Raw genomic sequence first — 17,726 nt, forward strand, 5'->3', positions numbered from 1 at the left:
CGCCCGAACCCATCTGACAGGCGCCCGCCCGTGGCACCGCCGCCGTTACGGCCACCAGCACAACCAGCATCCCGCCAGTCGCTCGATTCATGGCTTAGACCGTCGACTCCAGGAACCCGTTCTTCTTGGTGATCGAATCCAGCGCCAGCAGCGTTTCCAGCAGCGCTTCCATCTTGTCCAGCGGCCACGCGTTCGGACCATCGGACAGGGCCTTGGCCGGATCCGGGTGGGTTTCGGCGAACAGGCCGGCCACACCGACCGCGACTGCGGCGCGTGCCAGCACCGGCACGAATTCACGCTGGCCGCCCGAGCTGCTGCCCTGCCCTCCCGGCAACTGCACCGAATGCGTCGCATCGAATACCACCGGGCAACCGGTATCGCGCATCACGCTCAACGAACGCATGTCGCTGACCAGATTGTTGTAACCGAAGGACGCGCCCCGCTCGCAGACCATGATGTCCTGGTTGCCGGTGGACTTGGCCTTGTCGACCACGGGCTTCATGTCCCATGGCGACAGGAACTGGCCCTTCTTGATGTTGACCGGCTTGCCCGCCGAACAGACTTTCTTGATGAAGTCGGTCTGGCGCACGAGGAAGGCCGGTGTCTGCAGCACGTCGACGACGGCCGCGACTTCGTCCATCGGGGTGTATTCGTGCACGTCGGTGAGTACCGGCACCCCGACCTGCTTCTTCACTGCGTCCAGCACCTTCAGGCCCTCTTCCATGCCCGGGCCGCGGAAGCTGGTGCCGGAGGTGCGGTTGGCCTTGTCGAAGCTGGACTTGAAGATGAAGTTCATCCCCAGCTTGCCTGTGATTTCCTTCAGGCGGCCAGCGACATCGATCTGCAACTGCATCGACTCGATCACGCACGGGCCGGCGATCAGGAACAGGGGCTGGTCGAGCCCGACATCGAATCCACACAGTTTCATTTACCACTCCTTCGTTGCAGGCGCCGCGGGCGGCGCCGGTGCAGGACAGTTACGCGCGCGCTTCCTTCAACAGCTTGCCGCCCGCCTTCTTTTCGCGGGCGGCGCGGATGAAGCCGACGAACAGCGGATGGCCGTCGCGCGGCGTGGACAGGAACTCAGGGTGCGCCTGGCAGGCCAGGAACCACGGATGCACGGCGCGCGGCAACTCCACCATCTCCACCAGCAGGTCGTCCATCGACTTGGCGGCGATCACCAGGCCGGCGTCCTCCAACTGGGTGCGATAGCGGTTGTTGAACTCGTAACGATGGCGATGGCGCTCGGCCACCACGTCCTTGCCGTACAGGTCTCGCGCCAGCGTGCCGGGCTTCAGGCGCTGCTCCTGCAGGCCCAGGCGCATCGTGCCGCCCAGGTCGGAGCGCTCATCGCGCTTCTCGACATCGCCGGCCGCCGTGCGCCACTCGGTGATCAGGCCGATCACGGGATGCGGCGACTGTTTGTCGTTCTCCGTGCTGTTGGCGTTCTCGAGTCCGGCCACATGGCGGGCGTAATCGACAACCGCCGCCTGCATGCCGTAGCAGATGCCGAAATACGGCAGCTTCTGCTCGCGGGCGAAGCGGGAGGTCAGCACCTTGCCTTCGAAGCCGCGATCGCCGAAGCCACCCGGCACCAGCACGCCGTCCACGCCCTGCAGCAGGGCCATGTCGGTGCCTTCCAGTTCCTGGGCTTCGATCCACTTCAGGTTGACGCGCGTGCGCTGGCGCAGGCCGCCATGCTTCAGGGCCTCGCCCACCGACTTGTACGCATCCTGGTGATCGACGTACTTGCCGACGACGGCGATGGTCACCTCATCCAGCGGATTGAGCGTGGCATCGACCGCGGCTTCCCACTCGGACAGGTCCGCAGCCTGCGCGTTGTCGATGCGGAACTGGCGCAGGACGATGTCGTCTAGGCCCTGCCGGTGCAGGCCCATAGGAATGCGGTAGAGCACGTCCACGTCCGGCACGCTGATGACGGCGCGCTCGGGCACGTTGGTGAACAGGGAGATCTTGCGGCGCTCGGAATCGGGGATCGGCTGCTCGGACCGGCACAGCAGCACGTCGGGCTGGATGCCGATCGAGCGCAGTTCCTTCACCGAGTGCTGCGTGGGCTTGGTCTTCAGCTCGCCCGCCGCCGCCACGTAGGGCACCAGTGTCAGGTGCATGAAGAGCGCCTTCTCGGGGCCGCGCTCGGTGCGGATCTGGCGAATGGCCTCGAGGAACGGCAGCGACTCGATGTCGCCGACCGTACCGCCGATCTCGACCAGCGCCACGTCGAAGCCTTCGGTGGCCTCATCGATGCAGCGGCGGATCTCGTCGGTGATGTGCGGGATCACCTGCACGGTGGCGCCCAGGTAGTCGCCGCGGCGTTCCTTGCGGATCACGTTTTCGTAGATCCGGCCGGTGGTGACCGAGTTCTTGCGGCTCAGGCGGGTGCGCACGAAGCGCTCGTAGTGGCCCAGGTCCAGGTCGGTCTCGGCGCCGTCGTCGGTGACGTACACCTCACCGTGCTGGAACGGGCTCATGGTGCCCGGATCGACGTTGATGTAGGGGTCCAGCTTCATCATCGTGACCTTCAGGCCACGTGCTTCGAGAATGGACGCAAGCGAAGCGGCGGCGATGCCCTTGCCAAGCGAGGACACAACGCCGCCGGTAACGAAAATCAGGGGAGTCATGGGCGGGGCTCCGGAAAGCCATAGTCTACAGGCAACGCGTGTCGCCCGGAAGCGCGACGCCCCGCCGAAGCGGGGCGTCGCGTACCTGCGCGCGAGCGCGAAACCCTTGCGTCACAAGGGCTCCGGCAAAGCGGACGTCGGTCAGGGCTTGCGCTCTTCCTCTTCGTCGCCAGCCTTCTTCTGCTGGCCCTCCGCGGCCTTGCGCTGCTTGGCGGCAGCTTCATTGGCGGCACGTCGGCGCGCCTTGGCTTCCGGATCGGAGGGGTCGGCGGTCTGGGTCTGGTCCTGCCTGGGCTTGTCGGCCTCGCTGGCAGTCCGGGATTGTGCAAGGGCCTGGACCGCGAACAACGCGCCGAGGGCGGCGGCAGACAGCAGCAACAGGTTGCGGGGCTTCATGGCAGTGCTCCTCGTGGATGGGGGAAATCTGGGGGCGCCGGTCGGCGTCCCCAAGGGGCATCCCTGTCCGCGCGCGCAGTGTCAGCGCGTGCGACTGAACATGGCAAAAATCCGGCCCAGGCGGCACACTGCCGCACCCTTCGATCCGACAGAGGACGTCGCATGCGCTTCTCCTTACGAATGCTCGCCGCCGCCCTGGTGGCCGTGACCCTCCTGGCGCCGACCGCATGGGCGCAACGCGCGCCGTTGCCGCTGAAGGAGGTCCGGCTGCACCAGGTGGCGCAGGACACCCAGCGCACCCACATGGGCGATGACACCATGGAACTGGTCTGGGTCATCCCGCCGGTCTACTGGCATGTCTCGGCCGCCCAGCAGCAAAACCTGTCGGACGCCGACCGCAAGCAGTTCGTTGCACAGCTCGACGACTACCTGCTGGTGGCGATGGTGCGCGGCAAGGTGGGGATGGCAGGCATCGATGCCTTCGCCGACGGCGATGCGCTGTTCGCCGACATGCGCTTCGTCGATGCGGCGGGCAAGGTTCACGCGCCCATGGCGTCGTCGAGCATCCCGGCACCGCTGAAGAACCTGCTTTCCATCCTGCGCCCCGTGATGGCCAACATGCTCGGGCCGATGGGCGACAACATGCACTTCGCCGTCCTCGATGCCCGCGATGCGAAGGGCAAGCCACTGTTCGATCCGGCGGCCGACGGGCGGGTGCAGGTGCGCACGTCCCTCGACACCTACACGTTCCGGACGCCGCTGGGCAGCCTGCTGCCGCCGCGGCAGGACGCCACGACCGGCGAAAGCTTCCCCGGCGACTACCTCTTCAATCCCTACACCGGCGGCGCCCTGCAGGACGCCGCGCCGTCCCGCTGAGACCCCCACGCACCATGAGCAGCCGCTACAACGCCGCCGACATCGAAGTCCTTTCCGGCCTTGACCCCGTCAAGCGCCGGCCCGGCATGTACACCGACACCGCCCGTCCCAACCACCTGGCGCAGGAAGTCATCGACAACGCGGTGGACGAGGCGCTGGCCGGGCATGCCGGCAGCATCGAAGTCACGCTGTACAAGGACGGCAGCTGCGAAGTCAGCGACGATGGCCGCGGCATGCCGGTCGACATCCATCCCGAGGAGAAGATCCCGGGCGTGGAGCTGATCCTCACCCGCCTGCATGCGGGCGGCAAGTTCAGCAACAAGAACTACACCTTCTCCGGCGGCCTCCATGGCGTCGGCGTCAGCGTGGTCAATGCGCTCTCCACGCTGGTGGAGGTGCACATCAAGCGCGAAGGCAGCGAACACCGCATCACCTTCCGCAACGGCGACCGCGCCACGCCGCTGGAAGTGGTGGGCAGCGTCGGCAAGAAGAACACCGGCACCCGCGTGCGCTTCTGGGCCGACCCGAAATACTTCGATACGCCGAAGTTCAATGTGCGCGCGCTCAAGCACCTGCTGCGCGCCAAGGCCGTGCTGTGTCCCGGCCTGAACGTCACCCTCTTCGACGAAGCGACCGGTGAGCGCGACAGTTGGCACTACGAGGACGGCCTGCGCGATTACCTGCGCGGCGAGATGGCCGGCCGCGAACTGCTGCCGCCCGAGTTGTTCGTCGGCCAACTCAAGAAGGACAGCGAAGTCGTCGATTGGGCCGTCGCCTGGGTGCCGGAAGGCGAGCTCGTGCAGGAAAGCTACGTCAACCTGATTCCCACCGCCCAGCACGGCACGCACGTCAACGGCCTGCGCAGCGGCCTGACCGACGCGCTGCGCGAATTCTGCGACTTCCGCAACCTGCTGCCGCGCGGCGTAAAGTTGGCGCCCGAGGACGTGTGGGACCGCGTGACGTTCGTGCTCTCGTTGAAGATGACCGACCCGCAGTTCAGCGGCCAGACCAAGGAACGCCTGTCTTCGCGCCAGGCTGCCGGTTTCATCGAGGGCGCGGCGCACGACGCCTTCAGCCTGTGGCTGAACCAGCACGTCGACCTGGGCGAGAAGATCGCGCAGATCGCCATCGAACGCGCCAGCGCACGACTGAAGACCGAAAAGCAGGTCGTCCGAAAGAAAGTCACCCAGGGTCCCGCCCTGCCCGGCAAGCTCGCCGACTGCATCAGCCAGGATCTCTCGCGCACGGAACTGTTCCTGGTGGAAGGCGACTCGGCCGGCGGCTCGGCAAAGCAGGCGCGAGACAAGGATTTCCAGGCGATCCTTCCGCTGCGCGGCAAGATCCTGAACACGTGGGAAGTCGCCAGCACCTCGGTGCTGGCCTCCGACGAAGTGCACAACCTGGCCATCGCCATCGGCTGCGATCCCGGCAAGGACGACATCAGCGGCCTGCGCTACGGCAAGGTGGTGATCCTGGCCGACGCGGATTCCGACGGCCTGCACATCGCCACCCTGCTGACCGCCCTGTTCCTGCGCCATTTCCCGGCCCTGGTGAACGCAGGCCACGTGTTCGTGGCGATGCCGCCGCTGTTCCGCGTGGACGTGGGCAAGCAGGTGTTCTACGCGCTCGATGAAGAAGAGAAGCGGCTGCTGCTGGAAAAGATCGAGCGCGAAAAGATCCGCGGGCAGGTCAACGTCACCCGCTTCAAGGGCCTGGGCGAAATGAATCCCTCGCAGCTGCGCGAGTCCACGATCCATCCGGATACGCGGCGACTGGTGCAGCTCACCGTGGACGATGAGCTGCAGACGCGCGGCCTGATGGACATGCTGCTGGCGAAGAAGCGGGCCTCCGACCGCAAGTCGTGGCTCGAGGCGAAGGGGGACCTGGCGTCGCTCGAGGTCTGATCGTCGCGCAGGACGGCATGACCGGAGGGCGCCGGCGACATGCCGGCGCACCCCACCACCCTTGAACATCGTGTTCACCGTGCCGGTGCGATAACCCGCGCATGACACAGGAACGCGCCGCGCATCCGTATACCTTCGGCCTGGAAGAAGAATACTTCCTGGTCCGTCGCAACGGCCGGCGCCTGCGGCACATGCCGAGACGCTTCTTCGCCGACTGCCGGGAAGCATTGGGCGAGCGCTTCGGCAGCGAGATGCTGCAGACCCAGGTCGAAGTGCAGACCGGCGTGCATGACGACACCGCTGCCGCCGAGAGCGAGCTGCGCATGTTGCGCCGGACCGTGGGCGAGAGCGCGCATCGGCATGGCTTGGGCGTACTGTCGGCCGGCACCCATCCGTCCGCGTCGTGGCGCGGCCAGCGCAGCACGGACAAGCCCCACTACGACCAGGTGATGGGCGAGTTGCAGATGCTGGGCCAGCGCAACCTGCTCTGCGGCCTGCACGTGCATGTGCAACCTGAAGATCCCGGCCGACGCGTCGGGCTCATGGCGCGCATGCAGCCATTTCTCCCGCTGCTGCTGGCGCTCAGCACGTCATCGCCGTTCTGGATGGGCCATGCCACCGGCCTGATGGGCTACCGGCAGACCGCTTACCAGGAGATACCGCGCACCGGGCTGCCGCCGCTGTTCCGCGACCAGGACGAGTACGACCACTACGTTAGGCGCATGATGGATGGCCGCGCGATCCAGGACGCGAGCTTCCTGTGGTGGGCCGTGCGTCCGTCGCTGGCATTTCCCACGCTGGAACTGCGCGTTACCGATGCGTGCACGGACCTTCGCGATGCCTTGGCCATCGCGCAGGTCTACCGTTGCCTGGTGCGCCACCTCGAGCGAAGACCGGCGCTGCATGCCGACCTTCATGCCGGCGACCAGGCGATCGTCGCGGAAAACCTGTGGCGGGCGCAGCGTCATGGCTTCGATGCGGGCCTGATCGACCTCGGCAGTCGGCGACTGGTCCCGGTGCGCGAGATGCTGGAGAACACGCTGGATGCGCTGCATGGCGACATCGCAGCCCTGGCCTGCGCACCGCAGGTCGAGCGCGTCTGGCAGATCCTGGACCGCGGCACCAGCGCACACGGACAGCTGCAGCGCTACCGCGAGCGCAGGCAGGCCGGCGACAGCCACGCCGATGCACTGGCCAGCGTGGTGCAGTGGCTTGCCGACGCGACCGTTACCGCCTGACCGACGTCGTCAGCGCGCCACGGTTTTCTGTTGCGACACCACGAACACCCCCGCCATCACCAGCACGGTGCCGGCCACCTGCCACGGGCCCATCGGCTCCCCCAGCAGCAGCAGGCTGAGCACGATGGTCGATACCGGGCCGATCATGCCCACCTGCGCGGCCAGCGCGGAGCCGATGCGGGCGACCGCCATCATCACGGCCAGCACGGGCAATACGGTGCATAGCGTGCCGTTGACCACCGACAGCGCATACACCTCCCAGGGCAACACCATCGCCTGCAACGGCCGCACGATGACGAACTGCAGCAGGCACAGCACGCTGGCCACGCTGCTGGCGTACGCCGTCAGCCGCACCGCGCCGACGCGCGCCACCAGTTCGCCGCTGCCGACCAGGTACATCGCATAGGCGAGCGCGCTGCCGAACACCAGCAGGCCCCCGAGCAGGATGTTGGAACCGCCGGCCTGCAGGTCGTGCCCGAACGCCAGTGCGACGCCCGCATAGCTGACGAGCAGCGCCAGGACCTGTCGTCGCGAAATGCGCTTGCCGAACGCCAACCAGCCAGCGAGCGCCACCAGCGTCGGCGTGAGGTAGAGAATCAGGCGTTCCAGCGTGGCCGTGATGTAGGCCAGGCCCGCGAAGTCGAGGAAGCTGGCCAGGTAATAGCCGAGGAAGCCGAGCAGCGCGATCTTCATGCGGTCGGCACGCGACAGCGGCGCACTGCGGCGCGCGGCCCAGGCCCCCATCAGCAGGAAGAACGGAAACGCCACCAGCATGCGCAACGCGAGCAGGGTCACCGCATCCGCGCCATAGCGGTAACCGAGCTTGACGATGATGGCCTTGCCCGAGAAGGCGATGGCGCCAAGCGCCGCGAGCACCAGGCCCGAACGGCTGACCGCATGCAGACCCGGCCGCGGACGCGGCGCCTCCAGCGCATCGGTCGGCGCCACGTCGAGCGGCTGCGCGAGTTCGTCTTCCGCCTTCGGCTGCGTCATGGCAAGCGCCTCACGCCAGCGTGCGCTCCAGCAGGCGGCGGACAAGACCCTGTGTCCGTACCGCGCGCTCCGGCAGGTAGGCGAAGGTGTCTTCATCCATGTAGTTGAGCTGCGCCAGCTCGAGCTGCACGGTCTGGATACCGTTGGCGACATCCGCGTAGTGGCGGGTGATGTAACCGCCCCGGAAGCGCCCGTTGACGACGAAACTGTAGTCCGACTGCGCAGCCAGTTCCGCTTCCAGTGCCTGCTGCAGGGTCGACGAACAACTCGTTCCACCCGCAGTACCCAGATTGAAATCCGGCAGGCGCCCATCGAACAGGAACGGCACCACGCTTCGGATCGAATGGCCCTCCCACAACACCACGCGTCCATGCGCCTCACGGATGCGGAAGAGCTCCTGCCGCAGCGCGTAGTGATAAGGACGCCAGTAGGCATCCACCCGCGAAGCGATCTCCGCGGGCGTGGGCGCCTGGTCGGGCAGGTACACCGGGTCGTCACTGAAACGTACGCTGGGGCACAAACCGGTGGTGTTCTGACCGGGATACAGGGAGACATCGTCTTCCGGCCGGTTGAGGTCGACGACATAGCGCGAGTAAGCCGGCACGATGATCGACGCGCCGAGCGACCGGGCGAAGTCGTACAGCTCGGCGACATGCCAGTCCGTATCCGGCACGCGCCGTGCTTCCGGCGTCATGCGCCCGGCGAGCTCGTCGGGTATGCGCGTGCCGTTGTGCGGCAGGCTGATGAACAGCGGCGCGGTGCCACGATGCAGGGTGAAAGTATCCATGCCGCCATTGTATCGCCGTGCCCCATCGACCCGATCAGCGCATCAGCACGACTTCCTCGGCGCTGGTGGGGTGGATGGCGACCGTGTCGTGCAGGTCGGCCAGCGTGATGCCCTTCTTCAGCGCCACCGCGAAGCCTTGCAGCATCTCGTCCGCGCCTTCGCCGAGCAGGTGCAGGCCCACGACGCGCTTGTCCTCGCCCACGCAGACCAGCTTGAACAGGCTGCGCTGCGGCGAATCCGCCAGTGCGTGCAGCATCGGCCTGAAACGGGTGGTGAGTACCGTCACCGCATCGCCATGCTGCGCGCGCGCCTCGGCTTCGGTCAGCCCGACCCGCCCTACCGGCGGATGCGAGAACACGACCGTCGGAATCTGCGCATAGTCGAGCCGCGCATCGGGCTGGCCACCGAACAGGCGGTCCATCAGCCGCCGTGCGGCCGCGATGGCGACCGGCGTCAATGCCGCCTGCCCGGTGACGTCGCCGACGGCATGGATGCCAGGGACGCGGGTGTCCTGGCGTGCGTCCACCGGCACGAACCCCTTCGAGTCCAGCGCCACGCCGGCGACGTCCAGCCCCAGGTCCTGCGTCGACGCGCGCCGTCCCGTGGCGAAGAGCACCGTATCGAAGCGATCGGTACGCGTGCCGTCCTCCGCCAGCACCACGACGCCGTCGCCGGGCGCGCGCTCGAGCGCCGCCACCGCGTGGCCGAACTGCAGCCGCACGCCGTGCTGGCGCATGTCCGCCGCCAGCTCGTCGCTGATCTGCGCATCGAAACCGTCGAGCAGCCGCGGCCCGCGCACGAACACCTCCACCTGGCTGCCCAGCGCCTGCAGCACGCCCGCCAGTTCGACCGCCACGTAGCCGCCGCCGATGATTGCCACGCGCGGTGGCGCGGCGCACAGGTTGAAGAAATCATCGGACACCTTGCCCAGTTCGGCTCCAGGGATATCCGGCCGGACGGGATGGCCGCCGGTCGCGATCAGCAGATGCTTTGCACTGAGTGCCACGCCATCGGCATTGACCACGGTGTGGGCGTCCAGCAAGCGACCGCGGCAGGGCATCAGCACGATGCCGCTCTCGTCGAGCCGCTTCATGTAACTGGCATGGATGCCGGCGATGTAGCGCTGGCGATGGACGATGAATTCCCTCCAGTCCAGCGTCGGCGGCGCCGTATCGAAGCCAAGCGAGGCCGCCATCGCGATGCGCTGCGACAACTCGGCGGCCAGCCACATCGCCTTCTTCGGTACGCAACCCACGTTCACGCAGGTGCCGCCCAGCGCGTTCGGTTCCAGCAGCGCCACCTTCGCGCCGTACGAGGCGGCGCGGAACGCACCCGCGAGTCCGCCGGAACCGCCACCGATCACGATCAGGTCGAACGCCTGCGGCTTCATGCGAATCGCTCCGGTCGGTACGGCGAAGGGTCGAACGCCGGCGTGCGGCCGGTCATCAGGTCGGCCATCAGCTGGCCGGTGGAACTGCTCATGCTGATCCCGAGCATGCCGTGGCCGGCGGCGATCCAGACATGCTCATGGCCCGGCGCCCGCCCCAGCAGCGGCAGGTCGTCCCAGGTCATCGGCCGCCATCCGCACCAGCGCTCCTGCACCTCGGGGCCCACGGGCTCGCGCAGGAACTCGCGCGCACCGCGCTCCAGCGCCGCCAGCCGCATCGCGTTGAGCGTGTCGTCGTGGCCGGAGAATTCCATCGTGCTGCCCAGCCGGTAGCCGCTTTCCCAGACGGTCACGCAGACCGAGCGGTCCTTGAGCAACATCGGGTGACGCGGTACGCGCGAGGGGCGCGAATAGGTGATCGAGTATCCCTTGCCGGGCTGGATCGGCGCCCTCACTCCCAGCGTGCGCGCAAATGCGGGGGTCCATGCACCCAGCGCGATCACCGCGTCCCGCCCTTCTCGCGTGCCCTGCGATGTCGTCAGACGCACGCCGCCCGCGGCCCGCTCCAGCCGCTCCACTCGGCAATGCGCCTCGATGCGGCCGCCCCGCTCGCGCACCACGCGTGCCAGTTCGGCCACGTAGCGGTCGGGACGCAGGCGTGCATCGCCGGGGAAGCGGATCGCACCGGCGACGCCCGGCAGCATCGCGGGCTCTTCGCGCTCGTAGGTGGTGCCGTCGAACACCTGCGTGGCGATGCCGAATTCCGCCAGCACCGCCGCCTCGTCGACGTAATGCTGGAACCGGCGGTGGTCGCGGAAGACGTAATCGAGCCCCTCTTCCTCGAACTCGCATGCCAGGCCGTAGCGCTGTACCCAGTCCGCCAACCGCGTGCGCGCATCGTTGAGCAACGCGGAGCGCGCGTGCGTGCTCGCCCGCCAGTCGCGCACGTTGCAGCGCGCAGCGAAGCGCAGCAGCCAGTGCCACAGCGCCGGATCGACGCGCGGCTTGAGGTAGAGCGGCGCATCGGGCGTGAACATCCAGCGCAGCGCCTGCGCCACCACGCCGGGCGCAGCCAAGGGTGGCGCGTGACTAGGGGTGATGGTGCCGCAATTGCCGTGCGAGGCGCCGCTGCCGACGGCGGCGGCATCGAGGATGCGCACGCTGCGCCCGGCTTCCAGCAACGCGAGGCCCGTCGCCAGGCCGATGGCGCCACCGCCGATGATGAGGACGTCGTCGTGGGGGGATTTCACCGCCACAGTCTAGTCGCAATCATCCCTGGCGTAGACGCATGGGCTGGGGCTTCAGGTACGTCATCGACCGCCACAGCCATTCCATCGGACCGAAGCGGAACCGCGACAGCCACAGGCGGCTCAGCAGCACCTGCAGGCCGAACAGCACCAGCGCGAACACCGGTTGCCAGGCACGCGGGAGTTGCTCGAAATAGCCCAGCCCATAGCCATAGAAGATCCACGTGCACACCAGCGAGTGCATCAGGTAGTTGGTCAGCGCCATGCGGCCCGCAGGGGCCAGCGCGCCGAGCGGCCGCGCCCACCATGGGGACGCCAGCGCGCGCATCACCCAGGCGACGTAGCCCAGGCACATCAGCAGGTTCGCGATCAGCTGCAATGCGAACGCCGTCGAGATGCGCAGGTTGAAGGTGGCGAAGTCCATTGTGGGCTCCAGCGCCACCGACGCGACCATCGCCAGCACGCCGATTGGCAGCGCGACCCAGCGCAGCGCCCGGTACAGGCGCGGGAACTCGTGCGGCCGGGCGATGGCGCCACTGCGCACGAACCACGCGCCCAGCAGGAACATGCCGAACACCACGAAGCCGAACATGGTGATGTTGCTCAGGGCCATGCCCGTGCTCTTCAGTCGCTGCCAGGTGGCCTCGGCATAGCTGCCGCTGCCGTAGGCGGCCCGCTCGTTCTCGATCAGCACCTGCATCTGCTTGCCGATCTCGCCCATGGCCTTGTCCCAGCCCTCAGTGCCGCCGAGCAGCGATCCCATGCCCCCCATCAGGTACATGAAGCCGATGGGCACGACATAAATGAGCACGCCCAGCCAGACCAGCCAGCGCGCGGGCAGTGGCCGGAAAGCGAGCAGCAGGAACGAGCACAGCGCGTACATCATCAGGATGTCGCCCGCCCAGATGAAGATCGCATGGACCGCGCCGAAGGCCAGCAGCACCAGGCCGCGACGCCAGTACACCCCGGCGAACGGTCGGCCGGAGCGTTCGGCGCGCTGCGACATCACCGCGAAGCCCATGCCGAACAGCAGCGAGAACAGCGTGTAGAACTTGCCCTGCACCAGCACGTAGACCAGCAGGTCGACGGTCCGGTCCATGCCCGTGAGCGCGGGATCGAGCCCTGTACCCGCCGCCATCACCGGCCCCACGAAACCTTCCAGGTTCATCAGCAGGATGCCCAGCAGCGCGAACCCGCGCAGCACATCCATCGCTTCGATGCGTTCGGCCACCGCGATCGGTGCCAGGTTGTCCGTCGTCTGCGCCGTCATTCCCTTCCCCTGTTCGATGGCGGATTAGACCATGCCATCCGTGGATGGCCTTCGTGCCAAAAGAAACGGCCCGCATTCGCGGGCCGTTCCGGACGCTGCCGCGGGGCGCTCAGTGGTGGTGTCCACCGTCGCCATGCACGTGGCCGTGTTCGATCTCTTCCGCGCTGGCTTCGCGCACTTCCACGATCTCCACGTCGAAGTGGAGGTCCTTGCCGGCCATCGGATGGTTGAGGTCCACGTCCACCACGCTCATGCCGACCTTCTGGATGGTGACCGCGCGAGGGCCGAAGTTGGTCTGCAGCACCACCTGCTGGCCGGGGATCAGGCGCTGGTTGCCGAAGTGCTTCTTCGGTACGCGCTGGGTCAGGCCGTCGCGGCGCTCGCCGTACGCATCGGCTGCGGCGACGTCGACGCCGAAGCTCTCGCCCGCCTCGCGTTCCTGCATCGCGTTCTCCAGACCGGGAATGATGTTGCCATGGCCGATCAGGATCGCCAGCGGCTCGCGGTCCTTAGAGGTTTCGATCGGCTCCTGGCCGGCTTCGGACACGGTGTAATGGAAACGGACGACGCTGTCTTTTGCGATTTTCATGCGGGACTCTGGACGGGGCCTGCCGTCGGGCAGGACGGACGCGGCTTGTCGGCCGCAAGGGAATGCGGCGAAGATGCGCCGCGATGAAGGCCCGACATTATCCCGGCTTGCCCACGCCCGCGCCACTTCGGCCGTGGGTCCTGGCCCTCTTCTGCGCTGGTCTGTGCGGGCTGGCCGGGTGCGGCGGCTCCAAGCCGCAGGCACGCAAGCCCTCACCGCCGCCCAGTCAGCGGGCGTGGCCCGTGGTGCAGGCCGACGATCCGGCCGCCGCCACGTCGGTACTCATGCGGGCCATCGGCCTGGTGGGAACGCCTTACCGCTACGGCGGCAACACGCCGGAATCGGGCTTCGACTGCAGCGGCCTGGTCACCTATGTGTACCGCGACATGCTCGACCTGCGCCTGCCGCGCACCTCGCGCGAGCTCGCGCAGGTGCAGGGCCCCAGGATCGAACCGGGCCGTCTGGCACCGGCCGACCTCGTGTTCTTCGGCAGCCGCGGCAGCGTGACCCATGTGGGCATCTATGTCGGCGAGGGCCGGTTCGTACACGCCCCCAGCACCGGCGGTACCGTCCGGCTCGATCACCTGGATGGGCCTTACTGGCGCGACCATTACAGCGGCGCGAAACGCGTGCTTCGTTAGGATTCGGTCAACTCTGTGACGCGTGACGTTCACGCTTAACGAATAAATAACGATTTATGAACCAAATCAGGCCGATCAGCCGGCATTATCGCCCCTGACTTGTTAAATCCCTACCGCGCGTGACGACCGACGACGACCTGCCAACAGGCCAGCCTGCCGCCACCCACCGCCTGCCGCGGAGGGTTTCCCGACTTCTTCTCAGCCTTGGCCTCTTTGCCATGGCGTCTGCCGTACACGCACAGACTGCACCCGTGGATGTCGACGGCGCGTCAAGCCCTGCCTCCGCGGACGTCGTGGTGGCCGCCCCCGCGCCGGCCAGCAAGCCCGTCATGGCGAGCGTGAAGGAAAAGGCTGCCGAAGCCGCGACTGCCACGCTGTCCGCCCTGCTTCCCCGCCTTGCCGCCAGCGACACCTTGCCGCTGGTCGACCGTTCCGCGATGGTCGCCGGCGACATCAGCAAGCTGCTGGCCGCCTACGACCTGAGCAAGGAAGGCGTGGTGTCGCAGGAACAGCAGGGCGGCAAGGTCAACGCCGTGCTGCAGCGCGCGCTGGCGCTGATGGGAACGCCCTACCGGTGGGGCGGCACCTCGCCCGACAGCGGCTTCGACTGCAGCGGGCTGGTCGGTTACGTCTTCCGTACCGCGCTGGGCATCGAACTGCCGCGCGTCTCCCGCGACATGGCCTCCAAGGCCGACGCCGAACTGGTCGCCGCGCGCGAAGAGCTGCGTCAGGGCGACCTGGTGTTCTTCGGCCTGAAGGGTCGTATCAACCACGTCGGCATCTACGTGGGCGAAGGCCGCTTCCTGCACTCGCCGAGCAGCGGCAAGGACGTGCGCGTGGACAGCCTGATCACCGGCTACTGGGCCAACCGCTACCTGAGCGGCCGCCGCGTCGCGATGTAAGCGCCGCCGATCCGCGACACGACGAAGGCCGCCACGCGCGGCCTTCTTCTTTTGAGCGCGACGTTGCAACGCGGCTTGCACCGCACTGCCGATTGCCGCCATCCTCCCGCAGGTGCGGCCACCCTGCGCATGCCACCTGTTTCTTCGCGCCGAAGGGGAGTCGTACGCGATGCAGGCTTCACTGCTGACCAACCTGCTGCTGCCACTGGCCTTGGGCATCATCATGCTCGGGCTGGGATTGGGACTGACGCTGGACGATTTCCGCCGGGTCGCACGCTATCCGCGCGCGGTGCTGATCGGGCTCGCGCTGCAGACCCTCCTCCTGCCCTGGGTGGCCTTCGGCCTGGCGCTGGGATTCGGCCTGCCAGCCGAACTCGCCGTGGGCCTGATGCTGTTGGCCGCCTCACCCGGCGGCGCCACGGCCAATATCTACAGCCACTTGGCGCGCGGCGACGTGGCACTGAACATCACCCTGACCGCGATCAACAGCCTGCTCTGCCTGCTGACGCTGCCGGTGATCCTCAACCTGTCGCTGGAATACTTCCTCGGCGCGGGCCAGTACGTACCGCCTCCGACCAAGAAAGTGGTGGAAGTCGCGGCGATCATCCTGCTGCCCGTCGGCATCGGCATGCTGCTGCGCGCGAAACTGCCGGGCTTCGCAGCACGCGCGGAGAAACCCATACGGCTGCTGTCGGTCCTCGTGCTCGCGTTGCTGGTGGTCGCGGCGGTCGTGCAGGCACGGGAAACGCTGGCCACCTACTTCGCCATCGTCGGCCTGGCCTGCTTGCTGTTCAACCTGGCCAGCATGGGCGCCGGCTATGTGGCGCCGCTGGCGCTACGCCTGCCGAAGAAGCAGGCCATCGCCATCGCGATGGAAATCGGCATCCACAATGGCACGCTGGCGATCTTCATCGCGCTCAACGTGCTGGAGAAGCCGACGATCTCCGTGCCCGCCGCAGTCTACAGCCTGCTGATGTTCGTCACGGCGGCGGTGTTCGCCTGGTGGGTGTCGCGCAGCGCGCGTGAGGCCAACGTCTAGCTGTCGGTAGCGGAACCGCGCGCCACATACGCCATGCTGATCGATGCGGGCGCCGTGTCGGCGAACCCGAACTGCGCATAGAGGTGCCTGGCCTCACCATCCGCGACCAGCATGACGTAGGCCGACGCCGGTGCGTTCGCGCGCAGCCAAGCATCCAGCGCGGCCATGATGCGCTTGCCCAATCCCTGCCCCTGGTGGTCACGTCGCACGGCGATGTCCGCGACGACGAACACGGTGCCGCCGTCGCCGACCACCCGCCCCATGCCGATCACGTCACCGGCTTTCACCAGGCTGACGCCGTACAGCGTGTTCGCAAGCCCGCGATCGGCGGCTTCCCGCGACTTCGGCGACAGGCCCGTCTCGATGCGGAGCCGCCGGTAGGTCGTCGCATCGGGAAACGACTCGAGCAGTTCGATCGTCCCGGCGTCGCTCATGGCGTCGGCGCTGCGTCGTCCGCGAGGCCCACGTTCGTCGACGCCGATTCGTAGACCTCCCTGTCCAGCAGACCGGTTTCCTTCGCCACCAGCACCGGCACCAGCATCTGGCCGGTGACGTTGGTCATCGTGCGCATCATGTCGAGGATGCGGTCGATCGCCACCAGCAGGCCGATGCCCTCCAGCGGCAGGCCCGCCGCGCTCAGCACCAGGGTCACCATCACCGTCGCCGTCCCCGGTACGCCGGCCGTGCCGAAGCTGCCCAGCACGGACGCCAGCAGGATCACGAAGTACTGGTTCACCGACAGGTCCAGCCCGAAATACTGCGCCACGAAGATAGAGGTCAGCGCGGGATAGATCGCGCCGCAGCCGTCCATCTTGATGCTGGCGCCGAGCGGCACGGCGAACGCGGCGTAATCCTTGTCGACGCCGAGGTTGTGGGTGACGCTGCGCAACGCGACCGGCATCGACGCGAAGCTGGACGAACTGACGAACGCCACCTGCATGCCCGGCGCGGCGCCACGGAAGAACTTCCACGGGTTCAGGCCATGCGCGAGCAGCAGGCTGCCGTACACCACCACGATGTGGAGCGCGCAGGCGACATACAGCGCACCGATGTAGCTGCCCAGCGGCAGCAGCTTCTCGAAACCGTACGTGCCCACCAGCGAACCGATCAGGCCGAAGGTGCCGATCGGCGTCATCTCCAGCACGAAGCGCGTGACCTGCACCATCGTGTCGCTGGCCTCGCCCGCGAGCTTGCGCAGGCCCGCGCTGCGTTCGCCGAGCTTCACGAGTGCGAAGCCGAGCAATCCCGCGAAGAAGATCACCTGCAGGATCTTGCCTTCGGTCAACGCCTTGAACGGATTGGCGGGCACGATGTCGAGCAGCACCTGCACCGGCGTGGGCACTTCGCGCACCTGGTAGTCCGGCGCCATCATCAGCCCGCTGATGCCCTTGCCGGGTTGCACGATCCAGCCCACCGCCAGGCCCACGCAGACGGCCATCGCGGCGGTGATGGCGAACCACAGGAACGTGCGTCCGCCGAGTGCGGCGACCGATTTCTGTCCATGCAGGCTGGACACTGCGTTGATCACCGCAAAGAACACCAGCGGCACCGCGATCATCTTGATCAGCGTGACGTACAGATCACCCAGCGGCTTCAGCCAGATGCCTGCCGCCGGCCCCATCAGCCAGCCCGCAAGCGCGCCCAGCGCGAAGCCGGCCACGACGCGCTGCCAGAACGGGATCTTCAACCAGGCCGAGACCAGCTTCATCCAGACGACTCACGTAGGCGGACGCGACACCTTAGCCCAAGGCCCCGCATGCGGCGAGCCTGCGCGCAGAATGCCGGGTGTCATGAACAGGACACTGCCCGAACGGCATA

At 67.4% G+C, this 17,726-nt stretch carries 17 protein-coding genes; 6 read left to right on the forward strand and 11 right to left on the reverse strand.

Annotation, left to right across the window (positions count from 1 at the left end; genetic code table 11):
• Positions 1–94 precede the first annotated feature (94 nt).
• From kdsA to CYU89_RS15720, 3 genes are all read right to left on the reverse strand, one after another.
• A complete protein-coding gene (gene kdsA, locus CYU89_RS15710; RefSeq protein WP_296282475.1) occupies positions 95–928 on the reverse strand; it encodes a 3-deoxy-8-phosphooctulonate synthase in 834 nt (277 codons plus the stop codon).
• Between the two features lie 49 nt (positions 929–977).
• A complete protein-coding gene (locus tag CYU89_RS15715; protein ID WP_296282476.1) occupies positions 978–2,639 on the reverse strand; it encodes a CTP synthase in 1,662 nt (553 codons plus the stop codon).
• A 141-nt stretch (positions 2,640–2,780) separates the two neighbouring features.
• Positions 2,781–3,035, reverse strand: coding sequence for a hypothetical protein (locus CYU89_RS15720; RefSeq protein WP_296282477.1), 255 nt, complete (start codon positions 3,033–3,035; stop codon positions 2,781–2,783).
• Between the two features lie 162 nt (positions 3,036–3,197).
• Here CYU89_RS15720 and CYU89_RS15725 point away from each other — a divergent pair, with 162 nt between their 5' ends.
• The 3 genes from CYU89_RS15725 (at position 3,198) to CYU89_RS15735 (ending at position 7,053) form a co-directional block, all read left to right on the forward strand.
• Positions 3,198–3,911 carry a hypothetical protein gene (locus CYU89_RS15725; protein WP_296282479.1) on the forward strand — a complete coding sequence of 238 codons (714 nt, stop codon included), beginning with the start codon at positions 3,198–3,200 and terminating at the stop codon, positions 3,909–3,911.
• 14 nt (positions 3,912–3,925) lie between these two features.
• Entirely contained in the window at positions 3,926–5,815 is a 1,890-nt protein-coding gene (gene parE, locus CYU89_RS15730; protein WP_296282481.1) for a DNA topoisomerase IV subunit B, read from the forward strand.
• Between the two features lie 101 nt (positions 5,816–5,916).
• Positions 5,917–7,053 (forward strand): carboxylate-amine ligase, encoded by a 1,137-nt coding sequence (locus CYU89_RS15735; protein ID WP_296282482.1) that lies wholly within the window; start codon positions 5,917–5,919, stop codon positions 7,051–7,053.
• Between the two features lie 9 nt (positions 7,054–7,062).
• Here the strand turns inward: CYU89_RS15735 and CYU89_RS15740 are convergent, their stop codons facing one another.
• The 6 genes from CYU89_RS15740 to CYU89_RS15765 all read right to left on the reverse strand — a co-directional run bounded on the left by CYU89_RS15740 (position 7,063) and on the right by CYU89_RS15765 (position 13,326).
• Positions 7,063–8,046, reverse strand: coding sequence for a DMT family transporter (locus CYU89_RS15740; protein ID WP_296282483.1), 984 nt, complete (start codon positions 8,044–8,046; stop codon positions 7,063–7,065).
• A gap of 10 nt (positions 8,047–8,056) precedes the next feature.
• Entirely contained in the window at positions 8,057–8,833 is a 777-nt protein-coding gene (gene hutG / locus CYU89_RS15745; RefSeq protein WP_296282485.1) for an N-formylglutamate deformylase, read from the reverse strand.
• 34 nt (positions 8,834–8,867) lie between these two features.
• Entirely contained in the window at positions 8,868–10,223 is a 1,356-nt protein-coding gene (gene gorA / locus CYU89_RS15750; protein WP_296282487.1) for a glutathione-disulfide reductase, read from the reverse strand.
• Positions 10,220–11,470, reverse strand: coding sequence for an FAD-dependent oxidoreductase (locus tag CYU89_RS15755; RefSeq protein WP_296282489.1), 1,251 nt, complete (start codon positions 11,468–11,470; stop codon positions 10,220–10,222). Before CYU89_RS15755 ends, gorA begins: the two co-directional genes overlap by 4 nt.
• 19 nt (positions 11,471–11,489) lie before the next feature.
• On the reverse strand, positions 11,490–12,737 hold the full coding sequence (locus tag CYU89_RS15760; RefSeq protein WP_296282491.1) for a DUF418 domain-containing protein: 1,248 nt from the start codon (positions 12,735–12,737) through the stop codon (positions 11,490–11,492).
• 109 nt (positions 12,738–12,846) lie between these two features.
• Positions 12,847–13,326, reverse strand: a complete 480-nt coding sequence (locus CYU89_RS15765; RefSeq protein ID WP_296282493.1) for a peptidylprolyl isomerase — start codon at positions 13,324–13,326, stop codon at positions 12,847–12,849.
• 83 nt (positions 13,327–13,409) lie between these two features.
• Between CYU89_RS15765 and CYU89_RS15770 the strand changes: the two genes are divergently transcribed.
• The 3 genes from CYU89_RS15770 (at position 13,410) to CYU89_RS15780 (ending at position 15,908) form a co-directional block, all read left to right on the forward strand.
• The gene (locus CYU89_RS15770) at positions 13,410–13,967 is read left to right on the forward strand and encodes a C40 family peptidase (protein WP_296282495.1); all 558 of its coding nucleotides are present in this window, start codon (positions 13,410–13,412) and stop codon (positions 13,965–13,967) included.
• 218 nt (positions 13,968–14,185) lie between these two features.
• Positions 14,186–14,869: a C40 family peptidase gene (locus CYU89_RS15775; RefSeq protein WP_296282497.1), complete on the forward strand. Its 684-nt coding sequence runs from the start codon at positions 14,186–14,188 to the stop codon at positions 14,867–14,869.
• A 169-nt stretch (positions 14,870–15,038) separates the two neighbouring features.
• Positions 15,039–15,908: a bile acid:sodium symporter family protein gene (locus tag CYU89_RS15780; protein WP_296282498.1), complete on the forward strand. Its 870-nt coding sequence runs from the start codon at positions 15,039–15,041 to the stop codon at positions 15,906–15,908.
• Here CYU89_RS15780 and CYU89_RS15785 read toward each other — a convergent pair.
• Both CYU89_RS15785 and CYU89_RS15790 read right to left on the reverse strand, forming a co-directional pair.
• On the reverse strand, positions 15,905–16,342 hold the full coding sequence (locus CYU89_RS15785; protein ID WP_296282500.1) for a GNAT family N-acetyltransferase: 438 nt from the start codon (positions 16,340–16,342) through the stop codon (positions 15,905–15,907). The two genes, CYU89_RS15780 and CYU89_RS15785, sit on opposite strands and share 4 nt — an antisense overlap.
• Positions 16,339–17,616 carry a dicarboxylate/amino acid:cation symporter gene (locus tag CYU89_RS15790; protein WP_296282501.1) on the reverse strand — a complete coding sequence of 426 codons (1,278 nt, stop codon included), beginning with the start codon at positions 17,614–17,616 and terminating at the stop codon, positions 16,339–16,341. The genes CYU89_RS15785 and CYU89_RS15790 overlap by 4 nt, the downstream gene beginning before the upstream one ends.
• Positions 17,617–17,726 lie beyond the last annotated feature (110 nt).

Origin of the sequence: Pseudoxanthomonas sp. (genome assembly GCF_002863005.1) — a bacterium.
Classification (GTDB): Bacteria; Pseudomonadota; Gammaproteobacteria; order Xanthomonadales; family Xanthomonadaceae; genus Pseudoxanthomonas_A.